The sequence below is a fragment of the Treponema sp. R80B11-R83G3 genome (assembly GCF_054786115.1).
Genome location: NZ_BDHF01000040.1, coordinates 68,004 through 89,926, shown reverse-complemented (window position 1 = coordinate 89,926; position 21,923 = coordinate 68,004). Strand labels below are relative to the sequence as shown.

The 21,923-nt window shown below is 43.8% G+C and carries 19 protein-coding genes and 1 tRNA gene; 11 read left to right on the top strand and 9 right to left on the bottom strand.

The features are described from left to right. Nucleotides 1-106 precede the first annotated feature (106 nt). The 4 genes from ACYVRH_RS07525 to ACYVRH_RS07510 all read left to right on the top strand — a co-directional run bounded on the left by ACYVRH_RS07525 (nt 107) and on the right by ACYVRH_RS07510 (nt 3,561). The gene (locus ACYVRH_RS07525; protein ID WP_461256313.1) at nt 107-280 is read left to right on the top strand and encodes a pepsin/retropepsin-like aspartic protease family protein; all 174 of its coding nucleotides are present in this window, start codon (nt 107-109) and stop codon (nt 278-280) included. Nucleotides 281-393: 113 nt separating this feature from the next. Continuing rightward, the gene (locus tag ACYVRH_RS07520; RefSeq protein ID WP_461256312.1) at nt 394-1,680 is read left to right on the top strand and encodes an SPFH domain-containing protein; all 1,287 of its coding nucleotides are present in this window, start codon (nt 394-396) and stop codon (nt 1,678-1,680) included. A gap of 9 nt (nt 1,681-1,689) precedes the next feature. Next, complete coding sequence (locus ACYVRH_RS07515) at nt 1,690-2,778, top strand: TFIIB-type zinc ribbon-containing protein (protein ID WP_461256311.1); 1,089 nt, start codon at nt 1,690-1,692, stop codon at nt 2,776-2,778. 9 nt (nt 2,779-2,787) lie between these two features. Continuing rightward, nucleotides 2,788-3,561 (top strand): TPM domain-containing protein, encoded by a 774-nt coding sequence (locus ACYVRH_RS07510; RefSeq protein WP_461256310.1) that lies wholly within the window; start codon nt 2,788-2,790, stop codon nt 3,559-3,561. 15 nt (nt 3,562-3,576) lie between these two features. Here ACYVRH_RS07510 and ACYVRH_RS07505 read toward each other — a convergent pair whose 3' ends face one another. Beyond that, entirely contained in the window at nt 3,577-5,823 is a 2,247-nt protein-coding gene (locus ACYVRH_RS07505) for an ATP-binding protein (RefSeq protein ID WP_461256309.1), read from the bottom strand. A gap of 30 nt (nt 5,824-5,853) precedes the next feature. Further along, a complete protein-coding gene (locus ACYVRH_RS07500) occupies nt 5,854-8,052 on the bottom strand; it encodes a methyl-accepting chemotaxis protein (RefSeq protein ID WP_461256308.1) in 2,199 nt (732 codons plus the stop codon). Between the two features lie 480 nt (nt 8,053-8,532). On the opposite strand from ACYVRH_RS07500, the gene ACYVRH_RS07495 reads away from it, so the two are divergent. Further along, complete coding sequence (locus ACYVRH_RS07495) at nt 8,533-10,731, top strand: methyl-accepting chemotaxis protein (protein WP_461256307.1); 2,199 nt, start codon at nt 8,533-8,535, stop codon at nt 10,729-10,731. Between the two features lie 49 nt (nt 10,732-10,780). After that, complete coding sequence (locus ACYVRH_RS07490) at nt 10,781-11,353, top strand: carbonic anhydrase (protein ID WP_461256306.1); 573 nt, start codon at nt 10,781-10,783, stop codon at nt 11,351-11,353. Nucleotides 11,354-11,429: 76 nt separating this feature from the next. Here the strand turns inward: ACYVRH_RS07490 and ACYVRH_RS07485 are convergent, their stop codons facing one another. From ACYVRH_RS07485 to ACYVRH_RS07470, 4 genes are all read right to left on the bottom strand, one after another. After that, entirely contained in the window at nt 11,430-11,717 is a 288-nt protein-coding gene (locus tag ACYVRH_RS07485; RefSeq protein ID WP_461256305.1) for a DUF167 domain-containing protein, read from the bottom strand. Nucleotides 11,718-11,753: 36 nt separating this feature from the next. Continuing rightward, entirely contained in the window at nt 11,754-12,641 is an 888-nt protein-coding gene (locus tag ACYVRH_RS07480) for an MBL fold metallo-hydrolase (RefSeq protein ID WP_461256304.1), read from the bottom strand. Between the two features lies 1 nt (nt 12,642). After that, nucleotides 12,643-12,725 (bottom strand) — tRNA-Leu (locus tag ACYVRH_RS07475). Nucleotides 12,726-12,940: 215 nt separating this feature from the next. Beyond that, entirely contained in the window at nt 12,941-13,357 is a 417-nt protein-coding gene (locus ACYVRH_RS07470) for a secondary thiamine-phosphate synthase enzyme YjbQ (protein WP_461256303.1), read from the bottom strand. A gap of 83 nt (nt 13,358-13,440) precedes the next feature. Here ACYVRH_RS07470 and fusA point away from each other — a divergent pair, with 83 nt between their 5' ends. From fusA to ACYVRH_RS07455, 3 genes are all read left to right on the top strand, one after another. Continuing rightward, complete coding sequence (gene fusA / locus ACYVRH_RS07465) at nt 13,441-15,519, top strand: elongation factor G (protein ID WP_461256302.1); 2,079 nt, start codon at nt 13,441-13,443, stop codon at nt 15,517-15,519. 182 nt (nt 15,520-15,701) lie between these two features. After that, entirely contained in the window at nt 15,702-16,004 is a 303-nt protein-coding gene (locus tag ACYVRH_RS07460) for a DUF4258 domain-containing protein (RefSeq protein ID WP_461256301.1), read from the top strand. Next, nucleotides 16,004-16,237 carry a type II toxin-antitoxin system MqsA family antitoxin gene (locus ACYVRH_RS07455; protein ID WP_461251406.1) on the top strand — a complete coding sequence of 78 codons (234 nt, stop codon included), beginning with the start codon at nt 16,004-16,006 and terminating at the stop codon, nt 16,235-16,237. The genes ACYVRH_RS07460 and ACYVRH_RS07455 overlap by 1 nt, the downstream gene beginning before the upstream one ends. Nucleotides 16,238-16,447: 210 nt before the next feature. Here the strand turns inward: ACYVRH_RS07455 and ACYVRH_RS07450 are convergent, their stop codons facing one another. Beyond that, nucleotides 16,448-19,069, bottom strand: coding sequence for an InlB B-repeat-containing protein (locus tag ACYVRH_RS07450; RefSeq protein WP_461256300.1), 2,622 nt, complete (start codon nt 19,067-19,069; stop codon nt 16,448-16,450). Between the two features lie 98 nt (nt 19,070-19,167). Beyond that, nucleotides 19,168-19,494: a hypothetical protein gene (locus ACYVRH_RS07445; protein WP_461256299.1), complete on the bottom strand. Its 327-nt coding sequence runs from the start codon at nt 19,492-19,494 to the stop codon at nt 19,168-19,170. A gap of 168 nt (nt 19,495-19,662) precedes the next feature. Here ACYVRH_RS07445 and ACYVRH_RS07440 point away from each other — a divergent pair, with 168 nt between their 5' ends. Both ACYVRH_RS07440 and ACYVRH_RS07435 read left to right on the top strand, forming a co-directional pair. Next, the gene (locus tag ACYVRH_RS07440) at nt 19,663-20,010 is read left to right on the top strand and encodes a helix-turn-helix domain-containing protein (protein WP_461256327.1); all 348 of its coding nucleotides are present in this window, start codon (nt 19,663-19,665) and stop codon (nt 20,008-20,010) included. A 34-nt stretch (nt 20,011-20,044) separates the two neighbouring features. Further along, the gene (locus tag ACYVRH_RS07435) at nt 20,045-20,296 is read left to right on the top strand and encodes a hypothetical protein (RefSeq protein ID WP_461256298.1); all 252 of its coding nucleotides are present in this window, start codon (nt 20,045-20,047) and stop codon (nt 20,294-20,296) included. A gap of 238 nt (nt 20,297-20,534) precedes the next feature. Here the strand turns inward: ACYVRH_RS07435 and ACYVRH_RS07430 are convergent, their stop codons facing one another. After that, nucleotides 20,535-21,872 (bottom strand): citrate/2-methylcitrate synthase, encoded by a 1,338-nt coding sequence (locus tag ACYVRH_RS07430; protein ID WP_461256297.1) that lies wholly within the window; start codon nt 21,870-21,872, stop codon nt 20,535-20,537. Between the last annotated feature and the right edge of the window lie 51 nt (nt 21,873-21,923).

Sequence of the window (21,923 nt, the reverse complement as noted above, 5' to 3'; positions counted from 1 at the left end):
TAATTTTTTTAACGGTACACGCACTGTATCCACCGCCTCTTCGTAAAGTCCTCTCTGTACATAACTCTTATTTACAGATACAATAACAAAAGCATGGAGGCGCAAAATGAAAGTACAGTGGAAAAACCGCAATACCGTAGTACCGGCAATAATTATCCCCGGTTCCGAAAAAATCCTGCTTGGGGCAATCGCTCTTGAAGGAATGGATCTGATGGTGAACCCCGTAGATCAGGAAGTAGTCGGAGTCCATGGCGACAAGGAAGAGTTTTTAGTAGTATAATCTCACTTTTCACTGTAACCGCCCATGCTTGTTTTTTTCCCTTTTTTGCGATATATACATATATAAGAGTATTTTCCAATTAAGAGAGAACATAAAATAAATGAGGAGTTTATATGGGATTAATTAAAGCATTAGCAGGGGCAGTTGGCGGCACGCTGGCGGATCAGTGGCTTGAGTTTTTTGTCTGTGAAAGTTTAGAGGCGGATGTATTAGCGGCTAAGGGGCAGAAGAAGACAGGCAAAAGAAGCAGTAATACCAAAGGGGAAGACAACATCATCTCCAATGGTTCGGGCATTGTGGTAAATAAGGGACAGGCGGCGATTATTGTTGATAACGGAAAAATCGTTGAAGTTTGCGCGGAAGAAGGGCACTATACTTATGACCAGTCCAGTGAACCCAGTATTTTTTACGGAGGTCTCGGTCAGGGAATCAAGGGAGCGCTTAAAAGTATAGAGGAGCGTTTCAAATACGGCGGCATTCCGGGAAAGGATCAGCGGATATACTTCTTTAACACAAAGGAAATAATGGGGAATAAATACGGCACTCCCAATCCAATTCCCTATCTGATTGTCGATCCAAACATCAATTTGCGCCTGACAATAAGCCTTCGCGCTAACGGGGAATATTCCTTCCGCATGATAAACCCGGTTCTGTTCTACGCGAATGTCTGCGGCAATGTTGAAGAACCGTATACAAGGGACAAAATCGACAGCCAGCTAAAGAGCGAAATTATTACCGTTTTGGGTCCGTCCTTGGGCAAACTTGGCAAGGGGCTGGAGTACCACGAGATTTCATTTCAAACTGAAAAATTAGCGGAACTCCTTAACGAAGCGCTCAGTGCGAAGTGGAGGGAAGGCAGGGGCATAGAAATTGTTAATTTTGGAATTACATGCACCGCTTCGCCGGAAGATGAAACGCGGATCAAACAACTTCAAACATCGGCAGTTATGCGCGATCCGACAATGGCCGCAGCTTCGCTGGTAAACGCCCAGAGCGACGCAATGCGTACCGCTGCGGGAAATACAGGCGGAGCTATGGCGGGCTTCATGGGGATGGGAATGGCAGGCGCTGCAGGCGGCATGAACGCGCAAAATCTTTTTGCGATGGGGCAGCAAAACCCTCCGCAGCAACAAGCGCAACAACCGGCGGCTTCTGCGGCGGCGGGTTGGACATGCTCCTGCGGCCACGCCGGAAACACCGGTAAATTCTGCGCAGATTGCGGAAAGCCAATGCCCGCTCCTGCTTCAACATGGACTTGCTCCTGCGGCCACGCAGGGAACACGGGCAAGTTTTGTGCGGAGTGCGGAAAGCCCGCTCCTGCCGCCGAATGGGATTGCTCATGCGGACAAAAAGGTAACACCGGTAAATTTTGCGCAGGATGCGGAAAGCCCAGGCCATAAGGCGGAATCATGGAAATAAAAGAATATAAATGCCCTAATTGCGGCGGAACGGTTAAGTTTGACAGTTCGTCGCAAAGCATGAAGTGCCCGTACTGTGACGCGGAATTTACAATCGCCGCGATTGAAGAGTATCAGAAGCAATTACAGGTTCCTGAAAAGGACAATGTAAAATGGGACGGGAAAGAAACCGCGCAGGAATGGGAACAGAAAGAGCTTGACGATCTTTCAACCGGTTCTTGCCCATCGTGCGGGGCTGAGCTTTTGGGAGATAAAAATACCGCGTCAATGGTTTGTCCTAATTGCGGCAATACGCAAATTGTGTTAAGGCGGCTCACCGGATTATTAAAACCGGAATATATTATCTCATTCAAACTGGACAAGAAGGTCGCGGTGGAAGCTTTAAAAAATTTCTACAAAGACAAGCGGCTTCTTCCCGACAGCTTCAAAGATGAAAACCGCGTCAACAGCATACAGGGCGTTTATCTTCCCTTCTGGCTTTTTGACGCAAACGCCAAGGGGCATGTTTGTTACAAGGGCGCAAAAGTAAAAACATGGAGTGACGCCAGCTATAATTATACAAAAACTGATTATTACTCCATTGTGCGCGATGGCAGTTTGCAGTTTCAAAAAATTCCTGTGGATGGTTCTGAAAAGATGGACGATGACTACATGGATGCCATAGAACCTTTCGACTATACCCTTATGACGGGTTTTGAAACCGCGTATCTGTCGGGCTATCTTACGGAGAAATACGACGTGGACGCGGAGAAAAGCAAGGAAAGGGCGGTCAAGAGAATCAAGGGGTCTGTGGAAGCGGAGTTTGCCAGATCCGTTATAGGGTATTCGTCGGTTACTACTCAAAGTTCCACAATTAGCGTAGAAGAGGGCAAAGTGAGTTACAGCCTGTTTCCTGTTTGGGTACTCAATACCAAGTATAAAAATGAAAATTATATGTTTCTAATGAACGGACAGTCGGGACGCCTTATCGGAAAACTGCCGGCGGATCCCGTCAAGTATTGGAAATACTTGGCTTTATATGCCGGTATCATCGGCGCGGTCTCAACGTTTCTCATTCAAGCTTTGCGGATTTTACTGTAGGAGTTTTTTATGAAAACAAAATTGATTAAGCTTTTCTTGACGGCCATGATTGTTTTTTTTGCCTCGTCCGTTTTTGCTCAAGAACGTGTTGTTGATAACGCCAATATTTTAAGCTCGTGGGAAAAAGATAATTTAAAATCATTAATTTCTTCCATCTCATCAATGTATGATTTTGATCTTGTAATTGTAACTGAAAATGATATTGGCGCGGCCAGCCCAATGGCTTACGCGGATGATTTTTTTGATTATAAAGGTTACGGTCTTGGGCAAGATCGGGACGGCTGTCTTTTTCTATTGGTAACCGGAAGCCGTGACTACTGGTTCAGCACATCGGGCACAGGCATAAAAATATATACCTCCACCGCGATACAAAAACTGAAAGACGACATTGTGAAGTTGCTTAGAAAAGGCAGCTATTATGACGCATTTCAGGCATTTCTGAATGATTCAAAGGAATTTCTCGCGCTTAACGCAAGGGGCGGCAGGAGCTACAATTTCTTTCACAGATGGAATTATGTTTCAGTATTAGTCGCGTGGCTTGCATCCCTGCTGATAGGCTTTATGGTTGTGCAATCATGGAAAAGGAAAATGAATACCGCACTTCCGCAAACTCAGGCTGCCGCCTATGTGGTTCCCGGAAGCCTTGCGTTTAACGTGAAAACAGAAACTTTCTTATATAGCATTGTTAATAAAAGCGCCCGTAGTGATGATAATTCCCGCGGAGGAGGTTCCCATACGAGTTCTTCCGGCAGGAGTCATGGCGGCGGCGGCGGCAGATACTGATACTTTCTTTAAGCTTTAAGCCACCGCATACTTTGTATCTATGTTTTTACAGTTCTTTTTCACTGCTCCTAAATATAAATTAAGCCTGTTTATAACTTCATCGAAATTCAACGGTTTGCCAATGTGGCTGTCCATTCCGGCGTCAAGACATTTTTCAATGTCCTCTTTAAAAACATTTGCAGTCATGGCAACTATCGGAACTCCCCTTAACAATTCCGATAGGTGTATTTTATTTCTGTCTTTAGAAAAACCTGCGCAGACTTTGCGTTGTTCAGCCTCAATGGCGCGGATACGCCGTGTCGTTTCATAGCCGTCCATTTCCGGCATCTGTATATCCATGAAAATTATATCATACTTATGCTGGGTTTCTGCGAACATGCGGACTGCTTCTATGCCGTTTTCAGCGCAATCTATCTCCAACTTTGTCGGCTCAAGCAAGGTTTGGACAATTTCGCGGTTAATTTCCACATCTTCAACCAGCAGCATGCGCCGTCCGGCAAATATATCCGCAATGTCAGCGGCCTTTAATTTTTCCGCCTGTTGTTTATCCGCGTTGAAATGTAAATTCGCACTGCGTTTCAACTGAATGGTAAAGGTAAAAGTAGAACCTTTTTCCGGTTCTGATTCTATCCATATTGATCCGCCCATCATTTCCACTATGCTTTTGGAAATGGCAAGACCAAGCCCCGTACCTCCGTATTTGCGCGTTGTGCTTGATTCGGCCTGTTCAAAGGAATTGAAAAGTTTTACCTGTTGTTCGGGGCTTATGCCGATTCCGCTGTCGCTTACCGAAACTTGCAGGGTACAAATGCCGTTTTCTTTTCCAGCAAGGCGCACGTCAAGGGCAATGGAACCATTTTCCGGCGTGAATTTAATCGCGTTCCCAAGCAGGTTGGTAATTACCTGCGCTATCCGCTGGTCATCTCCAATGAGCGCGCGGGGAATGGAACTGTCGAAATACACGGTAAATTTTTGATGTTTTTCGTCTATACGGAAATTTATGACATTCAGTATGCGCCTGAGCGTTTTTTCAAGATCAAATTCAGTTTCAGAGAGTTCAAATTTATTAGCTTCGATTTTTGACATATCCAAAATATCGTTAATAACGCCAAGCAGATGGTTTGACGCGTCTTCTATTTTAGAAAGACAATAATCTTTGCGAACGGAGTCAGTAGCAGACTTCCCTATCGTGGTCATGCCGATTATCGCGTTCATCGGCGTGCGTATTTCGTGGCTCATGTTGGCAAGGAACGCGCTCTTATGCCTGCATTTTTTATCAGATTTGTTTTTTGCCGCGTCAACGTGAATTAATATTAATATTAACACTGCCGCAAGTGATATGCCCAATACGCTAAGGGTCAGTGCCATATTATATACGTTTTGATAATATACATTTTTTGGCTCCAAAAGGCCTAAACGCCATCCATTGGAAAGAGTGCGGAAAAAAGCGATTATCATTTCGTTCTTCCAGTTATTATATACGACTTCTGAAACTTTTCCCGTGCTTAATAAATCAATAACCAAATGCGCGGAGGAAATCATCGGATCGTCCATTTTTACTCCGACAAAATCCGGGTTAATATGGCCGATTATTGTTAAATCATTACTTACCAATACCCCGTAACTATTGTCTTTTGTAAAAGCGGTATTGGCGACTTTTTCCCCGATATAGCCTGCCCGTATATCAATAGCGACTACGCCTATACAGTCACCGTCGTCGTCAAAAAGACAACGGGAGTATGAAAAAACAAGTTCACCCGTAACCGTATCCTTATACGGTTCTGTTTCCGCGATACTGCCGCCGGCTTCCATGGCGGCTTTGTACCAGGGACGTTCAGGCGGATACCAACTATCCGGAGCCTTCCAGCCAATGCCGTTAAAAAAGAATGGGCCTTCCGGAGATTTTTCTATATAACCGAAAGGTCCGTTAGTGCTGAAAGTGTCATTGTTTTTTGAGATTAAATGGTTTGATATATCCTCGTTATAAGCAATCAATTTTTCTGCATTATAGCCGTGCCGCGCTAAGTTTTGTACGGATTGAGCAAAGTCGTCCAGTATTGTGCGTGATTCCCGCAGATCAGAGTTGATTTGTGCTTCCACAAAGTCAAGTACGCTGACAGCATTGCGTACAAGATTAGCGCGCACGATTCTGCCGGTAAAGATGCAGCTTAAAATAACCATTACAAAAAAGGCAAAGACGGTAAACAGCAATTGTATATATAGGGGGCGTTTCGGTAAAAATTTCGCTAATATATTTTTCATAATCACCCCCTATATAATATTCCCGGTTAGTTACGCCACCTTAAAGCGCGATACTTCCCTCATTAAAGCCTCAATGCCTTCGCGGTTTTTAATGCATATCTCGTTGACATGGTGTACTGCCACATTTACCTGATCCGCGCCTGATGCCATCTCGTTCATGCCGCCGGTTATTTCCTGCGTTACTACTTCAAGATTGTGGCTTTCATTCATTACTTCCTTACTGCCTTCAAGCATTTCCTGGCTGCCGCCCTTTACCTGCCGGGTAATTTCGTTTACATTGCTTACGCCGTCAAGTATCTGCCTGCTCCCCTCGCCCTGCTCTTCCATAGCGTTGCGGATATTATCCTCTTGTTCCACTACTGTCCTAACGCTTGAATCAATAGATTGAAACTTGTTAAGCACATTTCCTGTGGAGTTTGTAATTTTGTTGATTGATTCTATAATTTTTTTCAAAACACTGCTGATTGTTTTTGACTGCTCGCTGGAGCTTTCAGCTAATTTGCGGATTTCATCGGCGACTACGGCAAAACCTCTGCCCGCTTCTCCCGCATGAGCCGCTTCTATCGCCGCGTTCATCGAAAGCAGATTGGTCTGGCTGGCGATGTTTTTTATTACCGCGTTAATTTTAAGTAAGCCTTCAGATTCGTGAGCGACTTCCTGAATATCAGCCGCCACTTCCTGCAATCCGTTTCTGCCTATTTCGGAGGCTTCTTTTAACATATTTACATTATCAGCGTTCTTAACCAGCGTTTCAGTTACCGAATTAACATTGGCTACCATCTGTTCAATGGCGGATGACGCCTGGCTAATATTACTGCTCTGGTCTTCCACATTGCCGTTAAGTTTGTTGATATTGGTGATAACCTGTTCCATTGTGGCGGTGGTTTGGGTAACGCTGGCAGACTGGTCAATAACGCGGCCCTTGATACTCTGGATATTGGCGTTAATTTGATTAATCGCCGAAGCAGTCTCGGTCATGTTGCTGGCAAGGTCATTGCCTATCTCTGTCAAACCGCTTGCCTCATTCTTGATATGAATGATCATATTTTTAATTTTTTCCAGCGTTTTGTTAAAGTGCAGGGCAAGTTCGCCTATCTCGTCTTTGGAATTGACGGTTATAACCCGCGTTAAATCGCCTTCGCCTTCGGAAATATCTTTAAGAGTCTCCGATACCTTAACGATTGGTTTTGTAGTTCTGCTTAAAACAAAATATATAAGCGCTGTCGCTATTAAAAGGGCTATCGACGCCAAAATAATGACAAAATTTCTCATCGTGTTGACATCTTTCAAGATGTAATCTTCAGTTGAGCCGATCATTACCGACCATGTTGTCTGAGAAGACGCAAGAGGAATAGGAGCTATGCTCATATACATGGTTGTTTTCATTTCGGGGTCGTAACTGGAAACTTCGTATTCTTCCGCGTTTTTAATAGCTGCGGCTACTTGGTTTAATTGATTGCCGTATTGCGTTTCCACCTCAACCAACTGCCCTCCTATCATCTGCGGCAGGTAATTTGCCAAAACAAACCCGGTGTTGGTGTAAATCGCCATACTGGCAACTTCTTCAAAATCTTTGATAGCCTGCTCTACCTGGGGTTGTATCAGATCAATATCAAACTGACAGCCGATGACTCCGACTGATTCATTAAGACGCTTATTAACTATGGGAACCATGATTCTTATACACCATGTATCTTTTCCCTGCATCTTAATGATGGCGGGGTCGGACATATCAACTAATTTACTATTGGCTCCTGAAAGATGCGCCATTGCCTGCGGAACAACAAGGCAGGTAATAGCTTTTATATCTCCGGTTTCCCTTGTCAGCGCAAAAGCGAATTGTCCCGTTTCGGTTGAACCAACTCTGCCTATATTACGCGCGTCCATGCCGTCAATAGCGTCCGGCTTCCAGACGGTGAATATTCGGATAAAATCCGGCATGTCTTTAAAAACAGACATCATCGTATTTTCATATTCCTTACGTCGCGCGTCAGGCGCAAGATTTTCATAAAAGTTCATTACATTTGATAATGTTTGTAACACTTTTATATAGCCGTCTATTTTACCGTCCCATTCCTTGGCGTACTCACGCGCCATATACATGGTTTTATGTTTAGACAAATTCAAAGCAATGTCGGACGCCTGCCGTAAAAGGAGTATGGCAACTCCCGTTACAATGACCACCACAATGGCGATAATTAAAATACTCAGTTTAAATTTGATTTTCATTTTCTTTCTCCTTTTTTTAGCCGCGAGAGCGGCGTGCTATCCTTCGGATAGCTTTTAATCAAACGGCTCCGCAACGCGGAGACGATTTCTCCTTTTTAAGCCGCGTGAGCGGCACATTATCCGATTTAGCCGGATAGCTTTACTAATATTGAAGTTTGGGTAAAATAGTCTCATCGTTCCGCAACGCGGGACAATTTTCATTTTTTATGCAAAATATTTAAATTAACCTTTAAACTTCGGTTTTTTGAGATTTTTTATTTTGGTAAGAGCTCTTACTTTTAATATCATAAAAATTACCGTGTAAGGCAAGGAAATTCGATTTTTTCTTAAATTTTAACTTTTTTGTGAAATATCTTAAATAAATCAAATATTGTAAATTTAACTTTAAAGTGATATAATTCCTATAATGCATTTAAAAACAGCTCTAAATGGTAAAGGAAAATAGCGTGTCGCTTATGCGACTTAAATTAGGAGAAAAAAATGAAACTTAAATTCAGATTGAGCCTGATGGTTATCGCAATTGTTGTTGTTGTTGCCGGCAGCATTGCTATAATACTATTAAAGCAGGCTTCCGCAAGTACCCTTTCCTTGAGCCTTAAGGAGCTTGAATATATCGCGAAAGATCAGGCCACATACCTTAAAGGCAGGGAAGACGGCTATATTCGCGCGTTGAAAACATTGGCGAATATCATGGGTGATTTTGATACTGTACGAGCGGAAGATCGGCGGGATCGGTATGACGATATGCTGCGCTCTACCTTGCTTGCGGAACCAAATTTTGTGCAGTTGGGCTCTGTCTGGAAAGCAAACGCCATTGACGGCATGGACAGCCGTTTCACAGGCCGTCCCGGCTCGACCGCCACAGGGCAGTACGCAATGATATGGGGCAGGAACGCCAATCAGATAGTAGTTGCGTCCGATGCTAAAATCCAAGAAACCATAGCCTATATTTCAGGCCCCAATGCGAGTAAAGAACGCGTGGATAATCCCGTTCCTTTTACGGTAAACGGAAAAGCAACTTTTGCGATCAGAATGGGAGTTCCCATTGTTAATCACCGTAACAATGAAGTGGTCGGTACCGTATTCTGTATGTTGTCAGTGGATCCATTACAGCCATTCCTTGTAGATACAATAAAAACTCATGAAGAAATCGCTTTGATGGTTATATATTCGGGCGATGGGACAGTTATGGCGCATTTTATTCCCGAGCGTATAGGCAAAAATACGATGGATGTCGATGTTGAAGTCGGCGCTAACCAGTCGGCGCTTTTAAAGTCAATAAATGAAGGAAAGATGTTTTCCGGTTCCGCTTATGATCCAACCTTAAAAACATTTATATACTTTAAGATGCTGCCTTGTAAAATCAGTGATTCAGATATGAGCTGGGGAGTATTGGTAGGAGCCGCTGAAATTATAATATTAAAGGAAGTCAACACAATTACCCAATTTACAATTATTTTGACGGTGATAGCCGTTCTATTGGCGGCTTTAATTGTGTACTTTGTTTTGAACAGCACTATAAAACCAATCGTCAATGTAGCCAACACTCTCAAGGACATTTCCGAAGGCGAAGGCGATTTAACGCGAAGCATCGCCGTCAGTTCTAAAGATGAAATTGGCGACCTTGCCCTGTACTTCAACAAAACCATTGAAAAAATTAAAAACATGATTATTCTCATCAAGAATGAAGCGGCAGGACTGAACAACATTGGCAATGATCTCGCCAGCAACATGACTGAAACAGCGGCGGCGATAAACCAGATCACTGCCAACATTCAGAGCATCAAAGGGCGTGTGATCAACCAGTCCGCCAGCGTAACCGAGACAAACGCGACTATGGAGCAGGTTATCACAAACATCAACAAACTCAACGGCCAAGTTGAAAATCAGGCTGAGACAATAACAAAACGATCCGCCTTTATTCAGGCAATGGTAAACAACATCAATTCGGTAAATCAGACTCTAACCAAAAACATAGACAATGTAAAAATTCTTAAAGAAGCCTCCGAAGTAGGCAGAAACGGATTGCAGGAAGTGGCTGCGGATATTCAGGAAATTGCCAAAGAATCCGAAGGGCTTATGGAGATTAACTCGGTAATGGAAAACATCGCAAGCCAGACAAATCTGCTTTCGATGAACGCGGCAATTGAAGCGGCGCATGCCGGAGATGCCGGCAAAGGCTTTGCCGTAGTTGCCGATGAAATCCGCAAACTGGCGGAAAGTTCCAGCGCACAGTCCAAAACAATCGGGAATGTTTTAAAGAAGATAAAATCTTCGATGGATAAGATAACCGTATCCACAGAAACCGTACTAAACAGATTCGAGTCGATTGACTCGGGGGTTAAAACGGTGGCTGAACAGGAAGAAAATATCAGTAAGGCGATGGAGGAGCAGGGCGAGGGGAGCAAACAGCTTCTGCAAGGTACCAGCAATTTGAACGCGATAACCCAACAGGTAAAGAGCGGCAGTGAAGAAATGCTTGTGGGCAGCAAAGAAGTAATTAATGAGAGCCACAACCTTGAAAAGATAACGCAGGAGATCACCGGCGGCATGAATGAAATGGCATCCGGTGCGGATCAGGTAAATGTGGCGGTACACCATGTCAACGAAATAAGCGCCAGGAATCGCGAAAGTATAGACAAATTAATACATGAAGTTTCGCGTTTTAAGGTATCGTAAAAATAAAATTTTTAAATATAATTTTAAGAATAATTTAAAGGAGGTTTTTATGAAAATTCATCAACCGGGAGAATTAATTGAGGATGCAAATGTAGCGTTGCAAATGCTCAAGGAAGGAAATGAGCGCTATTTGAAAGGGGCGTTTACCCCTAAAACCAGCTATAGCGCCGACAGGGAAGTTTTGAACAGCGGGCAAAAACCTTTTGCAGTTATTCTATCTTGTGCCGATTCACGGGCCGCGCCTGAAATTTTCTTTGATCAAAAACTGGGAGACATTTTTGTTATCCGCAATGCCGGTAATGTCGCTGACAAGACCGCGCTTGGCAGTATTGAGTACGCGGTTGAACATCTTAAAAGCAAACTGGTCGTCGTCTGCGGACACGGCAAATGCGGCGCGGTAACTGCGGCTTGTTCAGGCGGGGAACTTCCGCCAAACATCAAACATATTGTAGATCACATCATGCCCGCCGTGAAAAAAGGCGGCGACATAGACAAGGTTGTCCATAGCCATGTAGCGGGAATGCTTGAACAAGTTAAAGCGGACGAAATAGTCAAACGTTTGGGAGTTAAAGTTGTCGGCGCCTACTATGACATTCATAGCGGTGCGGTTGAATGGCTTTAAGGTAATAGATTTGTTCGGAAACCCGATTGGTTTTCACGCGGACTAAAGTTAGACACAAGTCTTGCAGTTTTTAGGCTTACCGCCCCATACTGGCAATCTTCTCCTCCCACTTCCCCAACAACTCAACCACCTTCATCCGCGATTTCTCCCCGCTGACAATCCGCAAATCCCTCTTAGGGCAATCAATTGTCTTTGACAAAAATCTTAGCAGTTCAGCGTTTGCCTTCCCATCCTCAGGCGCAGCGGCAAGCCGTATCCGCAACCGTCCGTCTTTAACGCCCGCTAATTCAGTTTTTGAAGCGCCGGGTATTGCTTTTATCTCAAGCCTAATTTTATCGCCGTCTATGCGAAAATAATTATTCATATTTATATTACTCATGCTTTCTGGAAAGCAGTCTCATTACTGAGCGGCAATATTATTGCCGTTAGGCGCAAATTCACGCAGAGTGCAGGCGATTGTGGCGCGGGCGTTTGCGATAAAGGCATCCAACGGCTGGTAGCCTAAAAGAGTTTCGGTTCCGTATTTTTTATAGAACATATCAAGCATAGCTTCCTGATCAAGTTTTTTTTCATTCATGCTTAAAATAAAATCGCGGCAACCGATGACGGCTTCCAGCGCTCTGTCAAAAAAACCGTTTGCGTCTTTTTCGGTGGCAATTCCGTAATGTGGCAGGGATAAAAATTTATAAGGCATTTTTCTGCATTTTTCTATCGAATTTACCGTATCATTAAAACTTGTCAGATATGGGGGATATATGGAATTGTCGGGTAACAAAACTCCAGTTGTCTCGCTAACTATCAGTATTTCAAGTTCAGGAATAAAAAAACTGAGCGTGTCCCTTGTGTGTCCTGGCGTTTCCAGCGTTTTGACTGAAACTCCGCCAAGCGGAATAATATCCCCTTCTTTAACAATAACGTCAGCGTGAAAAGCGTCATCGCTGTATGTGTCAATTTTTACATTATATTCATTGGCTGCCACAATTGAAAGCTCGCGGATAACTCTGCGAGGAGTATCTTTTAAAAGGACAGCTGCCCCTGTCTGCGAAGTAACAAGACGCAGTAACGGCCATTCTTTTCTAAAAAAAGGCGTCGCGCCGATATGGTCATAATGGGTATGTGTAATAAAGAGATAATCCAACGGTCTGCCTTTCAGTGCATTTTTAACATTTTGTATTGTAGTGTCCGCGCAAAAAGCCATACCGCAATCAATCATTGCGGTATAATTTTCCCCGATAAGAAGATTGCCCTCGCTTGTTTTATGCGCGATACAATTGATATAGTTTTCCATATACCGGCGATGAGACTTGAACTCATACATACTCGCGTACGGTAGATTTTGAGTCTACTGCGTCTGCCATTCCGCCACGCCGGCTATTAATTCACTATACCCAAAATCCGCTTTTACGGCAAGACATTATACGCAAGAAGACTTCACACTAAGATCACTAAGGAACAAAGATCACAAAGAGGGATAAGGAGTTTATGTTCGTTATCTTATAGTGAAGCTCAAGCATAGATTAATAACAACAACCCTACTCCCCATTCCCTACTCCCCACTCCCTAATCTTTGTGAGAGTTTTTGGCGAATCACTCCCCGATAATTTTTATCAGTACCCGCTTGCGTCTCTGCCCATCAAACTCTCCATAAAAAATCTGCTCCCAGGGGCCAAAGTGCAATTTGCCGCCGGTTACGGCTACTACTGCTTCGCGCCCCATGATTTGGCGCTTTAAGTGAGCATCGGCGTTTACTTCGCCTGTGTTGTGGCGGTAGCCGGAGACAGGCTCGTGTGGGGCGAGTTTTTCGAGCCAAACGTCAAAATCGTGGTGCAGGCCGGACTCGTCGTCATTGATGAAGACGCTGGCGGTGATGTGCATGGCGTTTACAAGGCATAGGCCTTCCTGAATACCCGATTCCTGCAAAAGTGTTTCAACTTCGCCTGTAATATTGATGAATTCTTTCGGTTTTTTAGTGCAAAACCACAGTTCTTTAGTAATTGATTTCATGCTTTATTATTACCGCTTTATTCTTGACAATCAAGGTTATAACAGGCAATAATAATTATAATCTATTTCCAAAGGAGCTACCTGTGAGCCATTCAACAGATAAAATCAAAAATATCGCTATTGCCGGTCATGGACAGACCGGAAAAACCACCCTTTTTGAGCATTTGCTGTTCGCCGGGGGTGTTATCGCAAAGGCGGAGACGCTGGAATCCGGTAAAACTACCAGCGATTACAGCCCGGAGGAAATCGAAAGAAAAATCTCGATATACGCTGCATTGGGCCATGTCGAAAAAGACGGGACTAAAATCAACTTTTTAGATACGCCCGGTTCGTCCGACTTTACCGGCGCGGTTATTTTAAGTTTCCGCGCGGCAGAGTTTGCGCTGTTAACGGTAGACGGCAAGTCCGGCGTTCAGATCGAGACTGTCAAACTATGGCGAAATCTTGACGGGAGGGGAAAACCGAGAGGCGTTTTTGTTACAAAGTTGGACAACGATCAGGCCGATTTTAACCGGACTTTGGCTGACATAAAAGAAAAATTCAAGGTTGAGCCTGTGGTAATAACTCTGCCAATCGGAAGCGGCGGCGGTTTTAAGGGCGTGGTCGATGTCCTGCACGAAAAAGCGTACACAATGCAGGGAGACGCTTTGGAAAAAGAAGAGGCTGTTCCCGCTGATTTAAAAGATGCCGTTGCCGCGGCGCGCGAAAAATTGATCGAAGCGGCTGCCGAGGGCGATGACAGCTTAATGGAAAAATATATCGAGAACGGTTCTCTCTCTATAGAAGAAATGAAAACGGGTCTTGTAAAAGCGCTTGCGGAAAATAAATATGTTCCCGCCTTTGCCGGCGCTCCGTTAAAAAATTCAGGCATTATCCCGTTAATCGACTTTATCGTGGACGCCGCTCCAAACCCGCGTACGGCAAAAGACGCGGTTCTTGACGCGGAAGGCAAAGAGACTCCCGTCTCCATCGATCCTGACAAGCCCATGTCGGCGTTTGTCATACGGACAAATTACGATCAGTTCTCCGGCAAACTTTCATGGATAAAAATTATTACCGGAAAACTTTCCGCGGACAGTGAAACGCTCAATGTTTCTGAAAATAAAAAAGAGCGTATCGGCAAACTTTATACCTGTCAGGGCAAGAAACTTGAAGAAGTAAGGGAATTATTTGCGGGCGATATCGGCATTATTACAAAAGCGGCGACTTTAAAAACTAACGACACATTGGCCACGGCTGACACTAAAACCTTTGTCCCGTTGCGCCTGCCTGAGCCTGTTCATTCCGTCGCCGTAAACGCAATTGCAAAAAAAGACGAAGACAAACTTGGAGAGTTCCTTGTCCGCGCCGCGGAAGAAGACAAAACTTTCCGTTTTCACTACAACGGCGAAACAAAGGAATCCGTTATTTCAGGAATGGGCGAGTTACAGATTAACATCATTCTTGATAAAATTAAAACTAATCAGAAAATCGAAGTTGAAACCCGCGTTCCAAAAATCGCTTACCGCGAGACAATCACAAAGAAATCCGGCGCGGAGTACACTCACAAAAAGCAGACGGGCGGCCACGGCCAATACGGAAAAGTAGTGCTGGAAATCGCTCCTCTCGCCCGTGGTGAAAATTATCAGTTTGTAAACGCGATTTTCGGCGGAGCGATCCCCAAGAACTACATTCCCGGAGTAGAGAAGGGCATTGTAGAAGGAATGGCGCACGGTACAATGGCTAGTTATCCAGTTGTTGACGTGGAAGTAAAACTTACAGACGGCAAGTACCACCCTGTAGACTCCAACGAATTGTCGTTTAAACTTGCTGCGCGTAACGCTTTCCGCGAGGCGATGAAGCAGGCAAACCCCACGCTGCTTGAGCCAATTATGAATTTGACGGTCTTTATCGAAGAAAAGTATTTGGGTGACGTAATGAGCGACCTTTCAGGAAAACGCGGCAAAATACTTGGGCAGGATTCCGCTGGCGGCATCGCGGAAGTACGCGCGGAAGTCCCCATGGCGGAACTTTTGCGTTACTCGATAGATTTGCGCTCAATTACTTCGGGAACCGGTTCTTTTAACGTGGATTTCAGCCATTATGCGCCGATCTCTGGTCGCATTGCTGACGAAGTTGTCAAAGCCCGCGCTGAATTCAAGATTCAAGAAGCGGATGAATAGGGAATTGGGACTGTCTGATAAATTTGAATTTAACCACTAACAACTCACGATGTATGCCCAAGGAATTTATTTAGTACAGTCAGGGCAGGGTACACGGATTTCGATAGTTGCTACCATTGCGCTTGTTCAGGATATGTTTTTTGATCTATAGACATAAAAAAGTAATCTCAATATAATTAATTATGTTGCGTATTGAAGATGTCAGGGCTTGTTGTAAAGATGATGCCATTGTTTTAACCGAACATCTATTAACCAGGATGAGGCAGCGTCATATACGGCTTGATGATATCAAATATGCGATAGCAAAAGGGGAAATAATTGAACAATACCCTGCCGACTATCCATTTCCAAGTTGTTTGATTAATGCGGAAAATATACATATAGTTTGCAGTATCGGAGAAGGGCATTTGTATATTATTACCGCTTACCGGCCATCACAGGAAAAGTGGGAAGACGGGGGCAAAAAACGGAAGGGAGGCAAATAATGAAATGCGGAATTTGCAAGGCGGAAATGGATGAAACAACCGTTACCTATACTGAAGATATTGATCAGGGGGTTGTTGTTATTCGCCATGTTCCGGCTCATGTTTGTACAGAATGCGGTAATACATGGTACAATGGAACAGTAGCCGCACAACTTGAGAATATGATTGACCGATTTGCATCATCGGCGGGAACTGAAGTCTCTGTAATAAATTTTGAAAAATCAGTGGCATAAATATCAGATTATTTCTTGCCGCTTTACCATCTCTTGAAAAAAATTACTCGCAAAGAGTTCACACCAAGATCACAAAGATACAAAGAACACAAAGGAAGAAAGAGGAATTAGCAATTAACAATGAATAATTAGCAATAGACACCATTGATAGCGTATAAAAGTCGCATAACGGCACTAGAGAAAAGTGGTGACAGTTACGCTGCGTTACCGTTAATAGTAACCTACTCTGTAGGTACCATAATCATTAGCACCATATCCTTGCACTACTATGATGTAATAACCTGATGTTGAAACAGTAAATGTGAAATTATTGGTTGAGCGTCTATCCTCTACAGGAACAACATACGATGAGGAACCTTCTATTTTTAGTCCGACTTTAATATCAGCAGTGTAACTGGAATTATCTTTATCTTGCCACAGAATACAATAGGTATTCCCTGAATTTGCGTAGAACCGGTAAGTATCGGTTACGCCGGCGGATAGAGTATTACTATTCCAAGTAATATCCGGTCTGTTATTGCTCGAGCTGTACGCAATGGCGAAGGTACCGGTGTTGCCACTGGAATATGGAACCACTTTAAGTTTTACCGTACCGGATGAACTTGCCGTGAAAGTTTGCGATGTGTCCCATGCTCTATCCAAGTTTGAAAAGCTAGAAGAATAACTGTCGTTTAATAAGACAAATGAACCGTTGCTATAATAAGCGCTAACCTTAACATCCAATGATTTACCACTGCCTTGATCACCGTCATTCCACCAGACATAATATGTAGTTCCACTTGTTACATTGAACGAGTACCAGACTGTACTGCCAGAAGTGGTTGAAGTAATACTGCCGTCAACCCATGTGTCTGGAGTCAGTAATATTGGATTACTTTCGTTGCCGCCCGTTCCGCCTGTGCCTCCAGTAAAGTTTGCCGTAACTGTTACCGCATTTGCGGGCATGGTGAATGTTGTGCTTGCACTGTTTGCGTTTGCCAATGTTGCGCCGCCTGAAGTGACTGTCCAGCTTGTAAATGTTTGCCCCGATTGCACTGTTGCGCTAATGCTTACGGTTGCGCCTGCCGTATAACTGCCGCTTCCGCTTCCGCCGTTGACGGTTACTGCGTAAGTAGTGTTGCCACTGCCTGTACCTGTTCCCGTACCGGTTCCTGTGCCGTTGCCCGTTGAATACGCTATTTTGCCGTCATCGCCCACGGCGACAAACGTGCCGTTGCCGTATGCGATGGCGAAGATACCATCGAATTTGTTGTACGCTACTGCTGTCCATGTTATGCCGTCAGACGAATACGCCATTTTGCCGCCTCCATCAGTACCGGCGACAAACTTGCCACCTCCATAGGCGATGGCGTTGATGGAGTTTATTGTGCGGAATGTGCTGTTCGTTACGGCTGTCCATGTTGTGCCATTTGATGAATACGCCATTTTGCCGTCCCAGTCTCCGGCGACAAACTTCTCCTGTCCGGCAGGCCCGCCATAGGCGATTGACTCGATGTAGTTTGTACCGAAGGTGTTGTCCGTCACTGCCATCCAGTTTATGCCGTCTTCCGAGTACGCCATTTTGCCCTTAACGCCTACGGCGACAAACTTGCCTCCTCCATAGGCGATGGCTTCGATGGTTTCGTCTTCAAATTTGCTGTCCGTTACGGATTCCCATGTTACGCCGTCAGACGAATGCACCATTCTGCCGCTATAGCCTCCGGCGACAAACTGCTCCTGTCCGGTAGTTCCGCCATAGGCGATGGCGTTGAGGTATCCAAGTTTGAAGTCCTCTACTGATGTCCAGTTTATGCCGCTAGACGAATACGCCACTTTATCTTCAAGGAAGCCTACGGCGACAAACGTGCCGCCTCCATAGGCGATGGCTTTGATAATGGATGTGAATTTGCTGTCCGTTACGGCTTGCCATGTTATACCGTTAGACGAATACGCCATTTTGCCGTCATAGCCTGCGGCGACAAACTTTTCCTGTCCGGCAGGCCCGCCATAGGCGATGGCGTTGATGTAAGATGTTCCGAACGGGCTGTTTGTAACGGCTGTCCATGTCATGTTGCCAGTTCCAGTGCCAGTTCCCGTACCGTTGCCTGTACCAGTTCCAGTGCCAGTTCCTGTGTGATCGTCATCGTCATCTTCTAAAACCCAATTAATGCCGGAAGGATTGCCTAGGGACATTGTTTGGGTTTCACTAATAGAGTTACTGGAATAGGTCGCTGTCATTTTTTGGTATACCGCGTTCCAGCCGGTTCTCAGCGCAAGGCTAACGTTGGTTGTTGTCATGTTGATTCCGTAGATACTTGTAGTTTTCCCTGTCCCTTTAACCGTAACATCCTTGTCCACGTATATATAAAACACATGTTCTAAGATACCACTGGTATTATTAACTCTGGTTGTTTTTTCTTTATTCAATGTATACTGGTCATCATAAAAACCATTATGCATATTGGATTTTACGCTTGCGTCGGTCGTTGTTACGTTACTATACAAAGAAAAAAAAGACTGCAAAAAAACATCCCATGCATAAAGTTCATCCGGAGTTCCAATGCTGAAACTGAGTTTTCCGTTTGTGATTGTTGCGGTTCCGGAGATATCGGAGGTATCAGGTTCAAGCGTCAAATTCCCGGTATATGGGGTGTAGGTAACGGTATTGCCCTGATCATTCATTGTATATACCTGTTCATTGGTTATTGTCAGGGTTGTTCCAAAATACACAGTGCCGCCGCCGGTGACGGGGTTATCTCCACCACCGCCACCGCCGTCACCGCAAGCAACGATTGAGAACCCGATTACCGCCACGAGGGCGATAACGCCCAAAAACCTAAATACGTTCTTCATACAAAACTCCTTTGCGGATTATAGTCTCCGCTAACTTTTTTTGCCGAGTGTCGGCAAATCTTTTGGGTGTGAACCAAAGGTTCGGCACTCAGTGTATCCTAGCGGGCATACGCCTTTATAATTGCAACAACTAAATAATTAGTAACTACTGTGGTAATTTTCTTGCCTCGGTTTTCAGCGGCTTTTACTTTATTGGCATAATTTTTATACCCAATGTCTAATGTCCCTATAATAACCCAAAAATTCGCAACTTCCTCACCGCCTTCTTGAGCTAATATATTTATTGTGGATGATGAAATAAGTGATGAAAGCCACCCATGCACTTCAGCAGTACCGCCAATAGAACTATTGGTCGCGCAACCCGTAAATGAAACCATTACCGCAACCATTGCGATAATCCCGAAAATTTTGAAGACGTTCTTCATAAAAAACTCCTCTTAAAAACTAATTTTGATAATTTCCTAAATTACCTCTAAAGAAACGAAAGATAACTCATAAACTTACTGTATCGGTAAATTATACTTACTATTTCAGTAATTAGTCAATAAGAACAAATCATTTATTATTATTGAAAAGGTAAGTTTTTGGGAAAAATGATTAAAATTAAGGATGTATTGGCTGATAATTTGAAGAAAAACCGCCAAAAAAAGGGGGTTACACAGGAGCAACTTGCTGAAAAAGCAAATGTTTCTTCACATTATATAGCTATGGTGGAGACATGCAAATCTTTCCCAAAACCCGAAATGTTGGAACGGCTTGCTATAACCCTTGACATTGAACCATACCAACTTTTTACTGTCGAAAATGACCCGAATGAGCCAAATGAGCGTTTATATAAAAAAATCGTTAATGAAATGAATCATGTAATGGTAGATATAAAACAAGTTGTCAAAGAAGCCGTAAAAGAAACCTTAAACAATGAATTAAAAGATAAAAGATAAACATTTCCCACTCTTTTTGGAGAACTCTCCAGAATTGAACGAAATCCACAAAAAATGGGTTTCTGCTCAAACTTTATCTCAAATAGCCAAAGCCTTAAAAATTGAAATCTACGAACTCTTTAAACCCGAACAGAGCATAAGGGACGATGTTTCAGCAGCAGTCACAAATTATCTTGATGATGTAGATGAAACCTTTATCAAGTCGATTGAGGAAGCTGTTCGCCCTGCCGTCAAAAGGTCAATCGCTAAAATGCGAAAATATTACACTACAAGTAAAAAAAATTAGCCTGTCTCCGTAAAAGGATTGAAAAATTCCATGTATGAAATGCTAATTAGCGTCTGACCACTAAAACACATAAATAGTACTTTTTCGATGATGCTTTTTTTAATGTGTTTTAGTGGTCAGAATGTATGCCCAATAAAATCCCCGCCTGTACTGAATAAATTCTTGGGCATACATCGTGTAATTGTTCGTGTTGTTAGTGGTAAATTCTTTATATAAAGTACCAGAACAATTTTCTTTCCTATCTACTATTTACATCAGTATACTTTAAACGGGGTTGGACGCACTTGTACGCAGGCCGTATAATTCTGCCGCCGGCTATAATTTCTTCTAAGCGATGCGCGCACCAGCCGGCTATGCGGCTTATAGCGAAAATAGGGGTGTTTAAGTCCTGGGGGATGCCCAGCATTTTGTAAACAAAGCCTGAATAAAAATCCACATTGGTGCAAATGTCCTTATCCGAGCCTTTTACCTTTTTAAAAACAATAGGAGTAAGTTTTTCTATCAGGCAATAAAGATTAAATTCTTTTATCATTCCTTTTTCTTCCGCCAGAGTTCTTGCTTTATCGCGTAACAAACTTGCGCGCGGGTCTGTTATTGTGTAAACCGCGTGTCCCTGGCCGTATATCAGTTTTGATCCGTCATAAGCCTGGCCTTTAAGAATATTTTCCAGGTAGGCGGACACTTCTTTTTCGCTTTCCCAATTTTTTACGTTCTTCATGATGTCATCCATCATGCCGATTACCTTCGCGTTTGCCCCGCCGTGTTTAAATCCTTTTAGCGAACCGATACTGGCGGCAATCGCGGAGTAGGTGTCCGTCTCGGAAGACGAAACAACATGCACGGTAAATGTAGAGTTGTTTCCGCCGCCGTGTTCCGCGTGAAGCACAAAGGCAAGATCCAATAACTGCGCTTCATATGGGGTGTATTTTTTATCCGGCCTTATAAGCGAAAGAAACGTCTGTGCGCTTGATAATGACGGATCAGAAGGGTGAATTATTAAACTTTCGCGGTCAAAATGGTGTTTTTTTGACATATAGGAATATGCGGCAATTGCCGGAAAACGCGCTATTAATTCTATGCATTGGCGCAGAATATTTTCAGGAGACTGGTTTTCCGGGTCATTATCATAGGGATACAGCGCAAGTATCGAAAAAGCCAGCTTGTTCATTATGTCGCGTGATGGGACTTTCATTATTACGTCTTCGACAAAGTTTTTGGGCAGTATGCGGGTTTCACCTAACAATTTATTAAAATTTTCAAGTTGTTTTTGGTTTGGCAATTTGCCAAAAAGAAGAAGATAAATTGTTTCTTCAAAACAAAAACGGTTCTGCTTTGCCGCTTCGCTGGCGATGTCTTCAATGTCAATTCCCCTATAGTAGAGTTTGCCGGGAATGGGGACTTTTTCTCCCTCATCTACAATGTAACCGTGTACGTCCCCGACTCTTGTAAGCCCTACAAGCACGCCTGTTCCGTCATCGTTTCGCAAACCGCGCTTTACGCTGTATTTTACGAACAGTTCAGCATCAATATAATCGCTGCCGGATATTTCTTTTAAATGTTCTTTTATATCGATCATAATTTACTCCTTGCTTATGATAGGAACGCAGGCGATGGGATTCTAAAGCGC

Bases quoted from the DNA above. Each gene is read 5' to 3' on its own strand.
- ACYVRH_RS07495 (WP_461256307.1), top strand. From the start codon at position 8,533: ATGAAACTTAAATTCAGATTGAGCCTGATGGTTATCGCAATTGTTGTT.
- ACYVRH_RS07490 (WP_461256306.1), top strand. From the start codon at position 10,781: ATGAAAATTCATCAACCGGGAGAATTAATTGAGGATGCAAATGTAGCG.
- ACYVRH_RS07515 (WP_461256311.1), top strand. From the start codon at position 1,690: ATGGAAATAAAAGAATATAAATGCCCTAATTGCGGCGGAACGGTTAAG.
- ACYVRH_RS07450 (WP_461256300.1), bottom strand. From the start codon at position 19,069: ATGAAGAACGTATTTAGGTTTTTGGGCGTTATCGCCCTCGTGGCGGTA.
- ACYVRH_RS07460 (WP_461256301.1), top strand. From the start codon at position 15,702: ATGTTGCGTATTGAAGATGTCAGGGCTTGTTGTAAAGATGATGCCATT.
- ACYVRH_RS07525 (WP_461256313.1), top strand. From the start codon at position 107: ATGAAAGTACAGTGGAAAAACCGCAATACCGTAGTACCGGCAATAATT.
- ACYVRH_RS07470 (WP_461256303.1), bottom strand. From the start codon at position 13,357: ATGAAATCAATTACTAAAGAACTGTGGTTTTGCACTAAAAAACCGAAA.
- ACYVRH_RS07480 (WP_461256304.1), bottom strand. From the start codon at position 12,641: ATGGAAAACTATATCAATTGTATCGCGCATAAAACAAGCGAGGGCAAT.
- ACYVRH_RS07520 (WP_461256312.1), top strand. From the start codon at position 394: ATGGGATTAATTAAAGCATTAGCAGGGGCAGTTGGCGGCACGCTGGCG.
- ACYVRH_RS07510 (WP_461256310.1), top strand. From the start codon at position 2,788: ATGAAAACAAAATTGATTAAGCTTTTCTTGACGGCCATGATTGTTTTT.
- ACYVRH_RS07505 (WP_461256309.1), bottom strand. From the start codon at position 5,823: ATGAAAAATATATTAGCGAAATTTTTACCGAAACGCCCCCTATATATA.
- ACYVRH_RS07440 (WP_461256327.1), top strand. From the start codon at position 19,663: ATGATTAAAATTAAGGATGTATTGGCTGATAATTTGAAGAAAAACCGC.
- ACYVRH_RS07430 (WP_461256297.1), bottom strand. From the start codon at position 21,872: ATGATCGATATAAAAGAACATTTAAAAGAAATATCCGGCAGCGATTAT.
- ACYVRH_RS07445 (WP_461256299.1), bottom strand. From the start codon at position 19,494: ATGAAGAACGTCTTCAAAATTTTCGGGATTATCGCAATGGTTGCGGTA.
- ACYVRH_RS07455 (WP_461251406.1), top strand. From the start codon at position 16,004: ATGAAATGCGGAATTTGCAAGGCGGAAATGGATGAAACAACCGTTACC.
- ACYVRH_RS07485 (WP_461256305.1), bottom strand. From the start codon at position 11,717: ATGAATAATTATTTTCGCATAGACGGCGATAAAATTAGGCTTGAGATA.
- ACYVRH_RS07500 (WP_461256308.1), bottom strand. From the start codon at position 8,052: ATGAAAATCAAATTTAAACTGAGTATTTTAATTATCGCCATTGTGGTG.